We start from the raw sequence: 18,322 nt of genomic DNA on the forward strand, positions 1-18,322 counted from the left end.
CTAATGCGGCGGGTGCGCACCGCAGATCGTGGATTCCCGCAGGCCGGACCCGTATCGGGCGGATCGCGGCGGGGCTGCGGGAAACCACGACACGTACGTACGGGAGTCCGGGGAACGCGTCGGCCCCGGAGCGTTCCCGAGGTGCTGCGGGAATGCTCCGGGGCCGTCGTGGGCCGTTCGGTGGGGTTCTCGACGTCGTTCCCGGCAGCCTCCGGAGCCGCTGTCAGGACCGCTTCGGGGTCAGACGGAGTCCAGGGCCCGGGCGAGAGCCCCGCGCCGGGCGATGCCCAACTTGTTGTAGACGCGCGTCAGATGCGTTTCCACGGTGCGGACGCTGACGAACAGCCGGGCGGCGATGTTCTGGTTGGTGAGCCCTTCGAGGACCAGGCCGGCGATCTCGCGTTCCCGGGCGGACAGGACGGAGTCCGCCGGTCCGCCGGCCCGCGGGACGGACGGCCCGCGATCCTCCGGCCGTTCCTCCTCGGCACGCCCCGCCCGGTCCCGCCCGTGCTCCTGCGGGCGGCCACCGGACGGGGAGGGCGTGAGCGCGTGCGAGTCGCGCAGCTGCGCCGCCGTCGCGCGCAGGCCGTGCGCGCCGGCCCGCTCGAACTGCTCCTCCGCGGCGTCGACCGCCCGGGCGAACCCCTCCGCATGCCCGAAGGCGCCCGCGGAACGGGCCGCCACGAGGTACGCCTGGCCGGCCTTGACCGGCATCCCGGCCGCCGCCAGCCGGTCGCCGGCGCGGCTCGCGAGCTCCACCGCCCATTCGTGCTCGGCGCGGACGGCCGCCAGCCGGGCCTCGGCGAGCTGCGCCACGGCGGCGGTGATCGCGAGACCGGGGACCGGGATGCGGGTCGCCTGCGCGACGTGCCCGGCGACCGCCTCGACGTCCCCCTCACGGGCCCAGAACTCAGCCGCGAGGGCGTGACCGTTCACGGACATCGGGTCGGTGCGCTCGCCGTTCGGGGAGCCGAGGAGCCGGACCGCCTCCGCCGGCGGAATCAGCGTGCCCAGGGCCAGCGCGGCCTCGATCCGGACGTGCCGGACGAAGCCCGCCCACATCCAGGTCTCCGGCTCCGGGTAGCCCTCGAGCAGCGCCAGGGCCGGCGCGGCGGCCTCGGGGCCGGATCCCCACATGACGGCCCGCAGCCGCAGGGCCGCCGCCGGCGGCAGCATCTCCGTGGTGCCGAGCGCCTTGCCCAGTTCGAGTGCCGCGTCCGCGGCGGCCAGCGCCTCCTCCATGGGACCGGACTGGGCCAGCAGGGCCGCGCGGACGGAGTGAAGTTCCGGGAGCATGTAGCGGTGCCGGTGGGTCTCGGCGAGCGCGATGGCCTCCTCGACCCGGCGCGCGCAGCGGTTCGGCCGCTCCAGCAGGATCTCCGCCCAGCACAGGTCGGGCAGTCCGCCGAGGAGCCGCAGCCGTTCGCTGCCCGTGAGGGAGTCGGCCAGGCGCTCCGCAGAGTCGAGCGCGTCGACGGCGCCCGTGACGTCGCCCCGGATGATCAGGCAGAGGCTTCGGAGGGCGTCGGCCGCCGCGGCGAGCTCGGGGCGGTCCGCCGGGATGTCGAGGGTGTCGAGTCGGCCCAGACATCGCTCCCATCCGCCGAGCATCATCTCCCTTCTGGCCAGGCTGATCTCGGTGTCCAGCGGCGCGCCCGCCCGCCCGGCCGCCGCCTCCCGCGCGAGGACCGCGGGGCCCGCCGTACCGGATCGCCGGTGCGGGACCGGCCCGGAGTCGGCCGGTGCGTCCTCGGCGACGCCGGCCTCGCGCAGCAGCCGGTAGGCGCGTTCGCCCCGGCCGCGCAGCCCCTCGCCCAGGGCGAGGAGATCCGCCGCGGCCGTCGAGCCCCCCGCCGAAGCGGTGAGCAGCGGGCGTAAGACCTCGGCGGCTTCGTCGAGCCGGCCGGTGACCGTGAGCGCTCGTCCCAAGAGCAGGGCGGCCCGCCGCAGTTGATCACCGTCGCCTCGGTCGCCGAGCACGCGCAGGACGATGCGCAGCCGCCGGATGCTGGTCTCGGGCGCCTCGTTCAGCTCCGCCCGGGCGATGTCGATCAGCCGGGCCAGCTCGTCCCCGGACGCCGTGTGGGCCAGGTGCTCGACGTGCGAGGCCCAGGCGCCGGGGGCCGCGCCGCGCCGGTCGAGGTGGGCGGCGGCCCGTCGGTGCGCCTCGACCCGCCAGGCCGGGGCCGCGGTGCGGTAGGCGACCGATCCGAGGAGCGGTCTGCCGAACCGGTACCACCCGGCGCTGCCGACCACGCAGCCGTGGTCGGCCAGTTCGTCCAGGGCGATGCCGACCCGGCGCTCCGGCAGGACGGCCACCTCCGAGACGAGCGCCGGGTCGAACTCCGCTCCGGCGACAGCGGTGGCCTGCAGCACCGCCCGGGCGTCGGCCGAGAGGCTGTCGAACTCGCCGAGCAGGTCGGGGTCCGGGTGCCAGCCGTCGAGGAGGCCCACCGATCGGGGCTCGCCCGCGGCCAGTTCGGCCGCCAGCTCGTCGGCCAGGTCGGCCGTGAGCCCGGCCGTCAGGGAGTGCAGGGCGCGCAGCTGGCGGGGGTTGCCGCGGCCCACCGCGACGAGTTGGCGCTCCCGGGCGGGCGGGGCCCCGGGCACCAGCAGGGCGGCATCGGCCGGGGCGAGCGGGCCGAGCGCGATCCGTAGCGCGGCGGCGTCCCCGAGGGTCCGCGCCAGCCACGGCGGACAGCCCCCGGAACGGTGGGCGAGCACGAAGCCGAGGCGCTGGTCGGACGGTCCGCGCAGCAGGTGCTCGAGTAATCGCAGGGACTCCTCGTCGGCCCACTGGAGGTCGTCCAGGACCAGGACCACCGGCGTGGGGTCGGCGTTCTCCAACAGGGCGTCCCGCAGCCTGCGGTGCCTGCGGTGGCGCTGCGACGCACCGGTGGCCGGCTGCTCGCCGAACTCCTCCAGCAGGTCCAACGCGGAGGTGTGGTACAGGGCGTGCATCAGCAGCCCGTAGGGCACGTCGGTGTCGGCCGGCGTGGCCGCCGCCCGCAGCACCTCGCGCCCCGCCGAAGCGGCCTGCTCGCCCACGGCCGCGAGCAGCCGGGTCTTGCCGATACCGGCCGTCCCCTCGACCACCGCGACCCTGCTCGTTCTACGACTGTCGGTCAACAGCCGTACGAGCTGGCCGAGTTCGCTGTTCCGCCCGACCAGCGGCACCGACGGCGCGCCAGCAGCGTCCGCCGTCGTCCCCGCATCCGTCACCGTTCGAAACATCAACATCTCCCCTGATGCCGCGGGCACGGTGCCGACCGCCCGTCCAGGACGATCGCCACCAGACCTTCACGTCACGCCCGTAAGATCCCCCGAACTGAGGGTGATCATCGCTTCCGCCGACCTTCCTGTCGAGAGGGCGATCAACTGCGGTTTCCCTGGGCTTCGTCGAGAAGACAGCTGCGAAAAGGGTCGATCATCCGGTACGGCGCCGCACGGAAGGGGCCGAGGCGGCCACGGGCGCGGCCCGGCCGCTCGTGAAGGCGGCGCGGTGGTCCGGCACCAGGCGCCGGGGTCTCAGGCCTCGCCGCCGACCGCGTACGACCGTGTTCCCGCCCTCAGGTTCGCCTGGGCCCTGCGGTAGGCGCGACGGCTGGGACCTCGGCCTTGACGTTTCCTTTGCCAGCGGGACAGCGGGACGTGCTCGTCGGCGGAGAGGGAGGCCTCCGGTTCGGCCGCCGGGACGCGGTTCAGGAGCACAGCGGTACGGGGGGGCGTCGAGGTCGACCTCGGAGGAGCCGGACGGCAGGAGCACCGCGAGGAAGCCCTGGAGCGTGCCGTCCGTGACGGCCCTGCCGTCGGCGCCGAGCGCGATGCCGAGCATCCCGCTGCCGAGGTGGGTCCACCGGCCGTCGCGCAGGCAGGAGGAGACGGGTCCGCGCCGGGGACATGACGTTGCACCCCGGCAGCGCGCGCCGGGCCCGTCCCGGTCGGCGGCGGGCAGGACGACGTTGGCGCCCTCCTCGACGGCCCTCGGTTTGACCCCGTACCCGCCCACCGACACCAGCGCGGAGGGCCGGGCCGCGTCGAGGCCGCCGACGAGCGCGGTCCGCGGGTTCATCCCGCGCAGCGCGGACGGACGTAAGCGGCGCACGGCCCGTTCCGCCTCGTCCAGCAGGACGGCGAAGGCGCAGCCGAGCGAGTCGTCCTTCACCACGGACACCACGCCGTCCGTGTCGGTCAGCGACCAGAGCGCGGTGGTGGCGGGCCGCCCGCCACCACTGTTCCACGCGTCGCGCAGCGATTCCCGGAACCGCGCGTCGCCCCGGAAGCCCGGCATGGCGCGGGGGTCGGGGAGGAGCGCGGACGGGCCGTTCGGCAGGATGGCGACGCCGCCCCGCACGCCGCCCCGCCCGTCGTCGAACAGGACGGTCGCCCTGGCGCCCGGCCGGGGCTCCGGCAGCACGCCGTCCAGGGCGAGGAGCCAGGTCGGGGCGGGCAGCGCCAGGTCCCGTCCGTCCGGCGGGACGAGGTCCATCAGGCGGCGCAGGCGGGTGGCGTGACCGGAGGCGGTCTCCGTCAGGAGGGCTTGCGGATCGGCCTGTTCGTGGCCCGGGTGGGCGTTGCTGCCCAGCAGCCCCAGCAGCCCCAGCAGCCCCAGCAGCCCCAGCAGCCCCCGCAGCCACAGCAGCCCGACGGCCGGCTCGTCGGCGCTTCGCTCGGCGTCGCCGACCGGTGCGAGGACCATGGCCGCGGGCGCCCGCAGGGACTGGACCGCCACCGCACGAGGTTTCAGCAGCCGGTGCAGGGGGTGTCCAGGACCCGCAGGGCCGCGACGTCCTCCGCGGCCACGCGCTCCCTGACGTACGCGAAGGCGGGCTGCCCCGGGCGACAGCAGGGCGTGCCTGGTTTTCTCGCGTTCCCCCAGGGGCGGCATCGACGTGAGCAGGGCATCGACGTCCAGACCCCTGTCCAGCCCGACGTCCAGCCCGACGTCCGGACCTGTGTCCGTACCGACGTCTGCCCGGTCATCCGGCTCGGCAGAAGGCCGATCACCCGCTCGTTCACCGTTCCCCCCGGTCGGTCCCGGCACGAGTGCCGCGACGGCCCAGCGGGGGCATTGCGACAAGGAGAAGTCCCCGACATCAGGCGGATCGCGAGATCTTCAGGCGGAGATGTACGGGGACGTACGAGGGCGTACGGGGCCGACACCCCAGGGGATCCCCCCGGTTGCCGCCTCCCCGGAGGCCGGAGAGAATGGTGAATGAGCTCCGCATCGCGACTGGGGCGTGTCCGCAGCAACTGTCCCACCACACCAGAGTTCGGTGATCGGGGGCCGGATGCCCAGGATTCCACGCGGGGTGGCCGACGGGTCCGCCGGACGGGCCGTCGTCCACGACCGCCAGGGCACACTCATCGCGCTGGACCTGGAGACCGGCGCGGTGTTGTGGCGTCGTGGCCGCGCACTCCGCCCCTGCGCGATCGTGGCCGGGAACGTGGTGGCGCTCCACGTCGGTGCCTCCCCCGCGCTCGAGGTCGAACTGCTCGACGCGGACGAGGGAACGGAACTCTGGACGTCGCCCGCTCTCGCACTGCCGGAGTGGGCTCATCCGACACTGCAGGACTCGCCCGAGTTCACCGTGAGCACCGCGGAGGAGCAGGATCCGCTCGTGATCCGGTGGACCGCCCGGGCCCTGTACCGGGGCGGCGCCCCACCGGGCCCCGATGTGGCGGGGAGTCAGCACCGCGAGGCGCACGGCGCCCTGCGGGTCGGTGTGGCGACTCCGTCGGTGGAGCCGCTGCCCGGAACGGCGACAGGAGCGGAGGCGGAGACGGAGGCGGAGGTCGCGCCGCCGCCGCACCCGCCCCTCGCCGCCGACGTACTGGACCACGGGCAGGTCGGTGACCTCCGGCTGGAGCTCACCGTGCGCCCCGGCTCCGGCGACGAGGGCGCCGTCGTCCTGCGGGCGGTGGACACGCGTACCGCCTCGACGGTCTGGGAGGCGGTGCTCGACGAGACGGCCGAGCGCCGTCCCCGCAGGCTCCGCCCGTGACCCTCCGCCGGCAACGCCTCCGCTCGTCACCCTCACCCTCCGCCCGTAACCCTGCGAACGAACAGGATTCCCCCGCATCTCAGAGGTGCATCATGACCCTCTCGGACGAACAGCTCGCCCAGGCCAAGGACATCAGCGTCGAGCAGGTGCGCCTGCTCCGCCGGAGCCGGGGAGCCACGAACGAGACACTGGACGGGCTTTCCGTCCCGGCGGTGCGCCGGGCACTGCGCCGCCTCGACTACCCCGACCTGCCCAACGCGCGGGTGCTGTTCCGGTACGAACAGGAGCGCGGCGACGACGGTACGGTGCCGCCGCACGCCCAGGGGACGGCGCGCGCCCGGATGCGCTCCCTGGTGCGGAGCACCTCCCCGGCCCCGCAGACGGCCGGCGTGCCGACCGGGCACCACCCCGGCGCGCGGGCGGACCGGCCGGCGCCGACGGCGGGGATGGCGCTCACCCGGTGGGAGTGGCTCGGCCCCGGAAACATCGGCGGCCGTACCCGGGGCATCGTGGTCGACCCGGGCCATCCGAACAAGATGTGGGCCGCGAGCGCCGGCGGGGGCGTGTGGATCACCCGCAACGGCGGCGCGAAGTGGGCGCCCGTGGACGACTTCCTCGGCAACCTCGCGTGCGGATGCCTGGCGATGGATCCCTCGGACCCGTCGACGATCTACGTGGGCACCGGCGAGGGCTTCTCGAACGTCGACGCCCTCCGCGGCAACGGCATCTTCCGCACCACCGACGCCACCACCTGGGCGCCCCTTCCGGCGACGCAGACCGCGGACTTCCGCGCCGTGACCCGGATCGCGGTCTCCGGCTCGGGTGCCGTGGTCCTCGCGGCCACCGACACCGGACTGTTCCGCAGCTCCGATCCGGCGCGGGCGATGTGGACGCAGGTCCTGGACGTCCCGCTCGGCCAGGTCGTGTTCGACCCGGGCGACGACGGCCGGGCGGTCGCCGGCGCGCTCAACGCGGGCGAGGCCTGGGTGAGCGCCGACGGCGGCGTCACCTGGCAGGCCGCGGCGCACGGCCCGTGGTCGGGCCGGGTCGAACTCGCCTACGCGGTGAAGGACCCGACGGTCGTGTACGCCTCGGTGCAGGCGCAGACCGGCCGCATCTGGCGGTCCACCGACGGCGGCAGGACGTACCGGATCAGGAAGACCCAGGACCCGGACGGCCAGGTGGCCGACTACCTGGGCGACCAGGGCTGGTACGGCAACGCGATCTGGGCCGGGGACCCGACGGACGCGGACCTGATCGTCACCGGCGGCGTCGACCTGTGGCGCAGTACGGACGGCGGCGACCACCTGGCCGAGATCAGCACCTGGTGGGACGATGCCTCGGCGCACCCCGACCACCACGCCATCGTCTCGCACCCCTCCTACGACGGGGTGCACAACAGGACGGTGTTCTTCGGCAACGACGGCGGGGTGTACAAGGCGGCGGACCTCGCGGTGGTGGGGACGGAGCCGAAGGCGCCGTACGTCGAAGGCTGGACCGAGCTGGACAACAACTACGGCGTCACGCAGTTCTTCGGCGGCGCCGGCAGCACCGTCAGCGGAAAGATCATCGGCGGTGCGCAGGACAACGGCACGCTCGTGTTCGACCCCGAGACCGGCACCGAGGGATGGAAGAAGTTCCAGGGCGGTGACGGCGGCTGGTGCGCCTGCGACCCGACCGACCCCGCCGTCCTCTACGGCGAGTACGTCTTCCTGAACATCCACCGCAACGACGACGGCGGCGTCACCGAAGATCCGGACCGCTACATCAGCGGCCAGTTCTGGAACCCGGCGATCCCCGGCTGGGACTGGAAGCCGCTGCCGTTCCGGATCCCCGACGCCAAGAACCAGCAGGCGCTCTTCATCGCACCGTTCGTCATGGACCCGAACGCCCCGCAACGGCTCCTCGCCGGAGGGCTCTCGCTGTGGCGGACGAACGACGCGAAGGCGCCGAACACGCCAACCTCTGGACCTAGTTGGCAGTCGATCAAACCCAGCGCGGGATCCCTGATCAGCGCGCTCGCCGTGGCTCCGGCCGACTCCGACGTGGTCTGGGTGGGCCACCGCAACGGCATGCTCTTCCACACCGCCGACGGCACGGCGGCGACACCGAACTGGGACCGGGTCGGAGTGATCGGCCCGAATCCGCTGCGGCCCCAGCGGTACTGCACGAGCATCACCGCCCATCCGGCGGACGCGAAGACCGCGTACGTCGCCTTCGGCGGGTTCGAGCCCGGCAACCTGTGGGTGACGACGGACGGCGGCGCGCGGTGGACCGACCTCTCGCCCACCCTCCCCGCCGCTCCCGTACGGGCGCTCGCCGTGCATCCGCGGCGCCACGCGTTCCTGTACTGCGGCACCGAGGTCGGCCTGTTCGCGAGCGAGGACGCCGGGACGACCTGGTCGCCGACGAACGAGGGCCCGACCAACTGCTCGGTCGACGACCTGTTCTGGATGGACGAGACCCTGGTCTGCGCGACCCACGGGCGCGGCATGTTCCGGATCGACCTGTCCACGGTCTGAAGGTCCGAAGGTCTCCGACGGTGAAGGTGAGCACGATGATGCGCAACGTACGCCTGCGGGGCTGGATGGAGGCGATCGCGGCCTCCCTCAGCGGACTGCTGTTCCTCCTGACCCTGATCTGGCCCGACTGGATCGAGAAGGTCTTCGAGGTCGACCCCGACCAGCACAGCGGAGCCCTGGAGTGGGTGATCGTCGGCCTCGCGCTCTGCGCCACGGTCGCGTTCTCCCTCCTCGCCCGTGCCGAGTACCGCCGGGCCCGCGCCCTGGAGAGCTGAGGCGGGCCGCACGGTCAGGCGAAGCGCACGGGCAGCCGGTCGAGGCAGATGTGCCGGCCGTTCTCGAAGTAGCGGGTCGGGGCCTCGGCGAGGGTGAACACCGGGTGCCGGAGGAGTTCGTGCAGCACCTGGGCGAATTCGGCCCGGGCCAGGTGGGCGCCCAGACAGAAGTGGATGCCGTGGCCGAAGGTGAGGTGCCGGTTGGTGCCGCGGTCCAGGCGGAAGGCGTCGGGGTCGGGGAAGACCTCCGGGTCGCGGTTGGCCGCGCCGGTCAGCAGCACCACCCTGGCGCCGGCCGGGATCTCGGTGCCGCTCAGGACGACCGGGCGGGTGGTGAAGCGGGTGCCGTGGTCGACGGGCGTCCACAGCCGTAGCGCCTCCTCCACGGCGGCCGGGACCAGGCCGGGGTCCCGCCGGAGCGCCGACTGGAGTTCGGGCTGCCGCCCGAGCTGCCACAGCAGGTGGGCCAGGGTGTTCATCGAGGTCTCGTGACCGGCGATGGCGTACGCGACGAGCATCACGTGCAGTTCCTCGCGCGTGGCGGGCCGCCCGTCGAACGGCAGGCGCACGAGGGTGCTGAGGTAGTCGTCGCCCGGCTGTTCCCGGGCCCGGCGGATCTCGCTGTCGAACAGCGCGGCGAACGCCGGCCAGAAACCTCGGGGCCCGTCGTCCTTGGGCATACGGGCCCAGGTGTTGCTCGTCAGCTCCCGGATGCTGTGCTGGGCGTGCTCGGTGAAGCCGACGGCGAGCCCCACCACGGCCAGCGGCAGCGGCACGGCCAGCTCGGCGACCAGGTCTCCGTGGCCGCGTTCGGCGATCGGGGTGACGTGGGCCCGGATCAGCTCCGCCAGCGCACCGTGCAGCTCGCGGACGCGGGACAGCTGGAACGGCGGCTTCATCGCGGTACGGAATCGGTTCTGCTCCGGCGGGTCGTACTCCAGCGGGGCGAACCGGGGCGTGCCCGCGGCGCGGGGGAAGAAGACGCCCGAGGCGGAGCTGAAGGTCTCGTGGTCGGCCAGCGCGGCCCGTACGTCCTGGTAACGGGAGACGATCCAGGTGCCGCCATGGGCGCGGGAGCGGGCGACCGGTGTGGCGGTGCGGATCGCCCGGTGCACCTCCACGGCGAGGTCGGGGGTCAGATGCGGGTCGTGGGCGTCGAAGTCGGCCGTGAGGCGGGCCAGATGGGGGCAGCGGGGGCCGGGCAGGGAGGAGGAGGCGTCATGGGTGGTCGGTGCCGTCTGTGTCATCGTCGCCCTCCGGACGCCGCGGTGGGGTCATGGCTCTCGTCGGTGATCCAGCGGACCATGCGCCGCAGCGGCTCGGTCGCGTCCTGCGGAAGGTCAGGGCGGTAGTCGGTCGCCCGGCCGAGCGGCACCAGGCGCTGGACGCCGTGGAAGGGCGCCAGATCGCGCAACCGCTCCTTGAGGGCGTCCGGGTAGACCCCGAGGGTCTGCGTGGAGGCGTCCATCGTGGAGAGCGCCTGCTCGGCGTCGTCCACCGGGATCACGTTGGCGACCCGCCCGGACAGCGCGGTGTGGAAGGAGACGGGGTCCGGAGTACGGGAGAGGACCACGGCGCCTTCGTCGGCCCTGCCGCCGATCACCCGGTACCAGTCGCCGCCGGTGGCCCGCAGGGCCCGCAGATGCTCGCGCAGGGCCGGGTCGAAGTGCCGGGCCGTAGTGCTGCGGTGGGCCGGCAGCGCCTGGATCTCGGCGTGCAGCAGTTCCGCCCATTCCTCGGCCCGCGCGAGTCCTGCCGCGTCCGTTCCCGTCACCACGTGCACGACGCGGGCGTTGAAGCAGGCCAGTTGGTTCAGCTCGCCGACGTCGGCGGCGGCCAGCCTGGCACTGCGGGCCATGGCCGCGGCGTCGGTGAAGCCCTCCGGGCCGATCACCGTGCCGCTGGCCTTGGGGTCGAGGGCGACGATCTCGAGGCCGGGACGGATGTAGCGGGTGATGTGCCGCATCGCGGCCATGCCGCCCCAGGCGATGATCTTGTCCAGGTTGCGGGGCTGGTAGAGGGGCTTCTCGACCGTTTCGTCACCGCCCTTCCAATAGGCCACCGCGAGGTGCCGGGTCAGGGGGTGGTCGGGTGCCGCGTCGGCCAGTGTGCGGGCGATGGCGACCGCAGTGAGCGGGTCGTTGGACGGTGTCTTGACGATGGCGTCGGAACGGGTGAGCGCGTTCCGGATGACGGTGAGCGCGGCGATCATCGGGTGGTTGCCCGCGATCACGTGCACCGTCCGTGCCCCGACGGCGCGGACCGCGGCACCGCGTCCGCCGCGGCCGGGCACGGGGACCCAGCCGTCGAGGAACCGCGTGCCGATGGTGTGCTCCGCCACGTCGTGCAGCGCCTGACGGGTGAACAGCTCCGGCAGGCCCTCGTAGGCGGCGCGCAGGACCGGTTCGGTCATGTCGGACCAGGCGGCCGCGGTGCGCAGCGCCTCGCGCAGCAGGGGATTGGCCTCCAGGGTCAGGCGCGGGCCGAGCGCGGCGAGCAGGTCGATGATCCCGGCGGTGCTCAGGGCGTGCAGTTCCCGCAGGCCGCCCGGGTCGCGCAAGGGCAGACGGGGCAGGAGGGCGGCCGGGTCGGGGGCGTGGAAAGCGGGGCGACCGGGGCGGCCTCCGAAGGGGACGAGCCGGTCGGTGACGGTGGTTCCCCGCACGTACGCCGGTACGGTCAGCGACCCCGCGGCGGTGTCGGGCGGAAGTGTGGGCGCGGTCATGGGGTGATTCCTCAGGGGTCGACAGGGTCACAGGGCGGCGTCGGCGAGGTACTCCAGCGCGTCGTCCAGAGCCTCCGGAGTGGCCGCGCACGTGATCTTGTCGTCGTCCTCGAACCGGGAGATGCCGGGCTCCACCCGCGGTGTGGTGCGCCCGCAGGAACAGGCGTCGTAGGACACCGCGACCCGGTCGCCGGTGACGAAACCGCCCCAGTAGACGTCCGCCGTGAGGTCGAAGAAGGCAGCCCTGCCGCGCACGGTGCCCTGCCGCGGGAGCGGCCGGCCGGTCTCCGGGTCCAGCACGTAGGGAACGATCCAGGGTTCGACGTGATAGGCGCCCGCCGGACAGACCAGGCTCAGCATGATCAGTTCCACCATGGCGTAGACCAGCCGTACGGACGGCACACCGGCGAACCGGGCCACCTGGGCCGCCCAGTCGTCCGGCAGCACCGAACCCTTGGTGCCCCCACCGGGCATGAGGACGGAGTCGGGGGTGAAGACGCCGTCGAGCCCCTGGTCCAGGCCCGCGCGGGCCCACTGGTGGTAGGTCTCCCACAGGCTGAGCGAGACGACGCGTTCGCCCCGCAGCCGTTCGGCGAGGTCGGCGGTGAAGCGGCGCATGGCCTCGGGCGCCGAGCGGCGGGCGGCCAGGTAGCGGTCGCGCTGTTCCCGCAGGGCCGCGGGGATCTCCACCTGCCCCGGGCGACCGCCGGCCGCCTTGACCCGTGCGGCGAGCAGCATCAGGTCGGCGCTGAGGTGGCCGGGGTCGAGGGTGTGGAAGTGGTCGGGGCTGTGGCGGGAGAGCTGCTCGAACATCGCGGTGGCGTGCCGGGCGATGCCGCTGCGCCCGCTGCGGTAGGACGGCCACACGACGTGCACCGGCTCGTCCGCGGGGGTGCCCGCCGGCACGGTGTCGTGCCGCACGATCTCGTACAGCAGGCTGTACTGCTCCGCCGTGTGCGGCACGAAGGACATGGTGCCCGAGGTGCCCGAGGAATGGGCCAGGCGCAGTCGGGTGCGGTCGTCGATCAGGGCCAGCCAGGCGTCGACGCTGTCGCAGCCGGCGGTGTCGAGGCCGCCGAGGTCGACGGTGGTGAGCCGGGAGACCCAGCGGGTGAGCTGGTCGAACCGGCCCTGGGACAGCAGCGACGGAGGGTAGGACTTGTAGACGGTGTGGGGCAGGAGGAGCGGGGCCGCGTCGTCGAGCGCGCCGATGCCGTCCAGGTTCTGCTCGCGGGCGAGCGCGCCGACCACCGGCAGCCGGTCCACGAGTTCGGTGAAGCGCAGGCGCAGCGCCGCGAGTTGGAGCGCGGCCAGGTCGGGCGCCGGCAGCCGGTGCATGGACTCGCGGTCGCCGCCGAACCAGCGCAGCGGATCGTCGGCGAACCGCCGCACGTCGTCGGGGTGGTGAAGGGCGCGTGGGTGTACGGGGGTGGTGGTCATCGGTGGATCACTCCTTTACGCGAGCGGGGTCGTGGCGGCCGGCTCCGTCTGCTCCGCCAGCTCCGTCAGGTACGTCGCGATGTCGGCGGCGGCGGGACGGTTCCACAGCAGCGTGGGCGGCAACGGGACCGCCAGACGGCGTTCGAGGTCGGTGCGGAAGGCGACGGTGCGCAGGGAGTCCAGACCCAGATCGGACAGGGCGTGGTGGGCGGCGACCCCGGCGGGCTCGCCGCCCAGGACGCGGGCGGCCGCACTCCGGACCTCCTGGAGCAGGACGTCGTACCGGCGCTGAGCGGGCAGCTTCCGCCACACCGGGCCGGGGGCGGCTTCACGGGCAGGGCCCGCCGCCTGTTCGGTCCGTGCCCGCAGCTCGCGCAGCAGCGGGGGCGCCACCAGCGGGATCGCGTCCCCACCGAGGCCCGGATCGGCCAGGCGGAACACGGCCAGCTCGCCGTGCCGGCCGGCGTCGGCGCCGCCCCACGCCTCCAGGGCCTCCTCGGCGTCCAGGGCGTCCGTGCCCCGGGCCCTCAGCTCGGCGGTCACGGTGTCGGCGTCGGCGGCCATGCCGAGCCCGCGCCAACTCGTCCACGCCAGCGACAGCGTGTCGTGGTGCCCGCCGGCCCGGCGGTGCCTGGCGAGCCCGTCGAGGAAGGCGTTGGCCGCGGCGTACGGGCCCTGGCCCGGCAGGTGCAGCAGTTGGCCGGCGGACGAGTACAGGACGAAGAAGTCGACGCAGCCCGGCGGGAAGAGGCGGTGCAGAGCGAGTGCGCCGCTCGTCTTGGCACGCAGCACGTGCTCCCACACGGGCGCGTCGGCGTCCGGCAGGAAGCCGCCGGCGGTGACGCCCGCAGCGTGCACGACCCCGCGGACGGGTGGCAGTCCGAGCGCGTCGGGGTCCAGCGCCCGGCGCAGGGCCTCCTCGTCGCACACGTCGGCGGCCACCACCCGTACCGTGGCGCCCGTGCGCTCCAACGACCTTACGGCGGCGACGCGTTCGGCATCCGCTCCCGGCGGCAGATCGTCCCAGTCCCGGCGCGGAGGCAGTCCCGTACGGCCGAGGAGGACCAATCGGCGCGCGCCGCGCCCGGCGAGCCAGGCGGCGGTGCGCAGGCCCAGCGCGCCGAGCCCGCCGGTGACGAGGTAGGTGCCGTCCGGGCGGCACCGCGGCCCGCCGTCCTGGACGGGTGGGGCCGGGACCAGGCGGCCGGCCCAGGCGGTGCCCGACTCGACGGAGACGACGTCCTCGGTGCCGGTCCGGCCCAGGAGCCCGGTGAGTGCCGCCAGGTCGTCCGGGCCGGGGCGGGCGGGCAGGTCGATCACCCCGCGGTACAGGTGGGGGAGTTCGCCGGCCAGGGCGCGGCCCAGGCCCCACAGGGCTCCCTGTGCCACCGCGCGCACGTCGTCGGCCGTCCCCGCCCCCCGGGTGACCACCCACAGGGCCGCCGGGGCGCCGTTCCCGGCGAGCGCCCCGGCGGTGCGCGCCAGGAGCCGTACGTGATCGAGGGCGGCCCGGTCGGGGCCGAGGCCGCCGTCGCCGTGCGGCGGGGCGACCAGGACCACGTCGCCGGGTCCGGTGCGCAGTCCGTCGGGACCGCGCAGGTGCTCGGCGCCCAGGGCCCGCGCGAAGCCGGGCTCGGACCCGACCACCACGACGCGCCGCGGCGGCCGGGCGTCCGGCTGGGGCGGCAGGGGGCGGCGGGCGGTGACGAACACGGTGCCGCCGGTCGTGGCGGGGTCGGGTGCCGGGGAGGCGTAGCGCAGCCCGCGCATGCGGACGCGGGTCCGCCCGTCGGGGCCCACGAGGTCGAGGTCCACGGTGTCGTCCGCGTCGGACCGCAGCCGGATCACCAGCACGGCTTCCTCGGGCGCCTCGCCGCAGTCCGCCAGGCAGACCGTCGCCAGCGCGGCCGGCATCCGCAGACGGGGCGGACCCGGCAGACACACCGAGGCGGTGGAGAAGGCCGCGTCCAGCAGCGCGGCCCAGGTGCGGGGACGTCCGGTCGGCGCGATGACCACGGCGTACGCCGATTCCTCCGTGCGCACCAGTTCCTTGACCGTCCAGACGAATCCCATCGACGGCACGCCCAGGTCCGCGAGCCGGGCGGTCACCAGCGACGGATCCTCCACGACCGCCTCGGGGCCGGGGCCGGTGAGCGGCGGCAGCGCGTCATGGGCGCACGGGGCGGTGCGGGCGGTGGTGTGGGTGAGCCAGGCGCCGGTCTCGGCACCGTTCTTCCGCGTGGCGAGGCGCGAGGACAGTCGCAGGGCGTCGGACCGCAGCGTCACCTGGACGTCACGGGGACCTCCCACGGCGACCGGGACGGCGAGACGCACCCGGGTCAGGCAGCCCAGGTCCGGGCCTCCGCCGACCAGTGCGGTGGCGTGCGCGAGGGTGTGCACCAGTACGGCGGCCGGCACCACCTCGGTCCCCGCCACGGGATGGTCGCCGGGATAGGGGCGGCCCGCGGTGTCCAGACGGGTCCGCCACAGGTGCAGCGGATCGGGGCCGGGCCCGGCGGTGTGCTCGCCGAGCAGGGTGTGACCGGCCGGGTCGTGGCCGCCGCCGGACGAGCCGCCCGTCTCCGAGGGCGCCGCCCAGTGCCGCGTCTGCCGCCAGGCGGTGGCAGGCAGGTCCGTGAGGCCGCCTTCCCCGTGGTGCGCCGTCCAGTCGAGCTCGACGCCCGCGCCGTACAGCGCCGCCGCGTTGGCGAGGAGCGTGGCCCGCTCGCGGCTGTCGCGGCGCAGGGTGTGTGCGACGACCGGGCTCGGGCGGCCGGGGGTGTGCGCGCCCGACAGGGTCTCGGCGACCGAGTGCGCGACCACCGGGTGGGTGGACACCTCGACGAAGGCGTGGTGACCGTCCTGCCACGCCGCTTCCACCGCGGCCCGCAGCCGTACGGGGGCCCGCAGGTTGGCGGCCCAGTAGGCGCCGTCGCGGGGGGCGTCGTCGCGCGGCCGCGCGAGCGCGGTGGTGTACAGCGGCAGCCGTGGCGGACGGATGGTCAGGTCCGCGCAGGCGGCTTCGAGCGGCGTGGTCAGCGGGTCGAGCAGGGGGGTGTGGAAGGCCGTGTCGCTGGCCACCGGTCGGGTGGATATCCCCTGCCCGGCCCAGGCGGCGGTCAGCCGGGCCAGCGCGTCGGCCCGGCCCGACAGCACGCAACTGGTGGGCGAGGAGTCGATCGCCGCCCACACGTCCGTCACCCCCTCGGACGCGAGGCGCCGCTCGGCGTCCTGGAAGGACAGGGGTACGAGGGCCATGGCGCCGTCTCCGGCGGCACGCCGCACCAGGGTGGCGCGCCTGCAGGCCAGTCGGGCGGCGTCCGCCTCGTCGAGCACCCCCGCCACGGCCGCGGCGGCGATCTCGCCGACGGAGTGGCCGATCACCGCCGCCGGCCGGAACCCGTAGGAGCGCCACACGGCCGCGAGACCGAGCTGCACCGCGACGGTGAGGGCCTGGACGCGCCCCGTGTCGCCGAGGTCGGCAGCGTCGAGGGCCTCGCGCGCCGAGAACCCGGCCTCGGTACGGAAGACGCCGTCGATCCGGTCCAGCGCGGAGGCGAAGGCGGGCTCTTCCGCGAGCAGGGTCCGTCCCATGCCGGGCCATTGCGCGCCGTGCCCGGAGAAGACCCAGACCGCGTCCCCGAGCGGCTGGGCCGCGGGCAACTCCTGCTCCTCCTGCCGGGCCAGGTCCCGCAGGGCGGCGGACAGCTCTTCGGCGGTGTCGGCGGTCAGGGCGGCCCGGTGCGCGAGGGGCGAGCGGTGCACGGCGAGTGTGCGGCCGACATCCGCCAGGGCGAGTTCCGGGTGGGCGGCCGTGTGCCCGGCCAGCCGTTCGGCGTTGGCGCGCAGGTGGCCCGCCGACGCGCCGGAGAGCGGGAACAGGCCGCGGGCGGGCCGGTCGGGCGCCCGACCGGAAGGGGCGGGAGGCTGCTCCAGGATCAGGTGGGCGAGCGTGCCGCCGTAGCCGTAACTGGACACGCCGGCCAGTCGCCGGGGGCCGCGGGTCGGCCAGGGGCGTTCCTCGGTGACCAGGCGCAGCCCCGAGGCGGCCCACGGCACCGCCGGGTTCGGGCCGGCGACGCCGGGCGTCGCGGGCAGCCGCCCATGGCCCAGGGCCAGGACGCAGCTGAGCAGGCCGGCGGCGCCGGAGGCCGCTTCCAGGTGGCCGATGAGTCCCTTCACCGACCCGATGAGCAGCGGATCGTCGGCCTCACGCTCCACGCCGTAGGCCGCGGCCAGTGCTGCGGCCTCCACCGGGTCACCCGCGCGGGTACCGGTGCCGTGCGCCTCGACGTAGTCGAGGTCGCCGGGCGCGATCCCGGCCGCGCGGCACGCGGCCCGCAGCACCGCCTCCTGCGCGGGGGCGCTCGGAGCCATGATGCCGGGAGTGCGGCCGTCCTGGCCGACGGCGCTGCCGCGGATCACGGCGAGCACGCGGTCGCCGTCGCGACGGGCGTCGGAGAGCGTCTTGAGCACGGCGACGACGCAGCCCTCACCGCGCCCGTACCCGTCCGCCGCCGCGTCGAAGGGCTTGCTGCGACCGTCGGGGGAGGTCGCCCCGGCCCGGGCCAGGGCGACGGCGAGGCCGGGGCCGGCCATCAGCATCACGCCCCCGGCCAGCGCGATCCGGCACTCGCGGGCGCGCAGCGCCTGGCAGGCGGTGTGCACGGCCACGAGGGAGGAGGAGCAGGCGGTGTCGATGACGGCACTGGGGCCGCGCAGGTCCAGTGCGTGCGAGATGCGGTTGGCCGCGCCGCACGGCGAGGCGCCGATCCCGCTCCAGGCCTGGATGCCGGGCAGGTCCTCGAGGACCCGGCGGCCGTAGTCGTCGGCCCCGATGCCCACGTAGACGCCGGTGTCCGACCCGGCCAGGCCGCGGGCCGGGACGCCCGCGTGCTCCAGCGCCTCCCAGGCCACCTCGAGCGCCATGCGGTGCTGCGGGTCCATCATCGCGGCCTCGTCGGCGGGGATGCCGAAGAAGCCGGCGTCGAAGCCGGCGATGTCGTCCCGGTACGCGCCGCGGGAGGGCGTGCCGGCCAGGACACGCCGGGCGGCGGCTCCGCCCCGTGCGACCGCCTCGGCCCACCGGTCGGCGGGCAGGTCCCCCACGACGGGTTCACCGTCCGAGAGCCGCCCCCACAACTCCTCCGGAGAGTCGATGCCGCCCGGAAGGCGGCAAGCGATGCCGATCACCGCGATGGGTTCACGTTCGGGGCTTGCCGGGATACTGGGCATTTCGGTGCGATTCCTCCTCGGGTCGCATGGGCGGGCCTGCTTCGGGACCCCTTGGGCGCGGCTCAGGGCACGCGGCGGACTGGCCGGTCGCACCGACGGTGGTGCGACCGGCCAGTGGCT

Annotated in this window: 9 protein-coding genes; 3 read left to right on the top strand and 6 right to left on the bottom strand. The window is 74.9% G+C overall.

All coding sequences use genetic code 11. The features are described from left to right. Positions 1-240: 240 nt before the first annotated feature. Both ACFYUS_RS06645 and ACFYUS_RS06650 read right to left on the bottom strand, forming a co-directional pair. Complete coding sequence (locus tag ACFYUS_RS06645) at positions 241-3,234, bottom strand: AAA family ATPase (RefSeq protein ID WP_388846600.1); 2,994 nt, start codon at positions 3,232-3,234, stop codon at positions 241-243. 193 nt (positions 3,235-3,427) lie between these two features. Further along, the gene (locus tag ACFYUS_RS06650; RefSeq protein WP_388846602.1) at positions 3,428-4,732 is read right to left on the bottom strand and encodes a hypothetical protein; all 1,305 of its coding nucleotides are present in this window, start codon (positions 4,730-4,732) and stop codon (positions 3,428-3,430) included. A 580-nt stretch (positions 4,733-5,312) separates the two neighbouring features. Here ACFYUS_RS06650 and ACFYUS_RS06655 point away from each other — a divergent pair. From ACFYUS_RS06655 to ACFYUS_RS06665, 3 genes are all read left to right on the top strand, one after another. Next, positions 5,313-6,005 (top strand): PQQ-binding-like beta-propeller repeat protein, encoded by a 693-nt coding sequence (locus ACFYUS_RS06655; RefSeq protein ID WP_388846604.1) that lies wholly within the window; start codon positions 5,313-5,315, stop codon positions 6,003-6,005. A gap of 92 nt (positions 6,006-6,097) precedes the next feature. Continuing rightward, on the top strand, positions 6,098-8,527 hold the full coding sequence (locus ACFYUS_RS06660; protein ID WP_388846606.1) for a WD40/YVTN/BNR-like repeat-containing protein: 2,430 nt from the start codon (positions 6,098-6,100) through the stop codon (positions 8,525-8,527). Between the two features lie 35 nt (positions 8,528-8,562). Further along, a complete protein-coding gene (locus tag ACFYUS_RS06665; RefSeq protein ID WP_388846608.1) occupies positions 8,563-8,802 on the top strand; it encodes an ABC transporter permease in 240 nt (79 codons plus the stop codon). Positions 8,803-8,816: 14 nt separating this feature from the next. On the opposite strand, the gene ACFYUS_RS06670 is transcribed toward ACFYUS_RS06665, so the two are convergent. Genes ACFYUS_RS06670 through ACFYUS_RS06685 form a run of 4 tightly spaced genes read right to left on the bottom strand, consistent with a single transcriptional unit; the run spans position 8,817 to position 18,160 of the window. Next, positions 8,817-10,049, bottom strand: coding sequence for a cytochrome P450 (locus tag ACFYUS_RS06670; protein WP_388846610.1), 1,233 nt, complete (start codon positions 10,047-10,049; stop codon positions 8,817-8,819). Next, entirely contained in the window at positions 10,046-11,527 is a 1,482-nt protein-coding gene (locus tag ACFYUS_RS06675; RefSeq protein ID WP_388846612.1) for an acyl-CoA reductase, read from the bottom strand. The genes ACFYUS_RS06670 and ACFYUS_RS06675 overlap by 4 nt, the downstream gene beginning before the upstream one ends. Before the next feature lie 27 nt (positions 11,528-11,554). Continuing rightward, complete coding sequence (locus ACFYUS_RS06680) at positions 11,555-12,967, bottom strand: hypothetical protein (RefSeq protein WP_388846614.1); 1,413 nt, start codon at positions 12,965-12,967, stop codon at positions 11,555-11,557. Between the two features lie 15 nt (positions 12,968-12,982). Beyond that, a complete protein-coding gene (locus ACFYUS_RS06685) occupies positions 12,983-18,160 on the bottom strand; it encodes a type I polyketide synthase (protein ID WP_388846616.1) in 5,178 nt (1,725 codons plus the stop codon). Between the last annotated feature and the right edge of the window lie 162 nt (positions 18,161-18,322).

Source organism: Streptomyces sp. NPDC004284 (assembly GCF_042874035.1).
Lineage (GTDB): Bacteria > Actinomycetota > Actinomycetes > Streptomycetales > Streptomycetaceae > Streptomyces.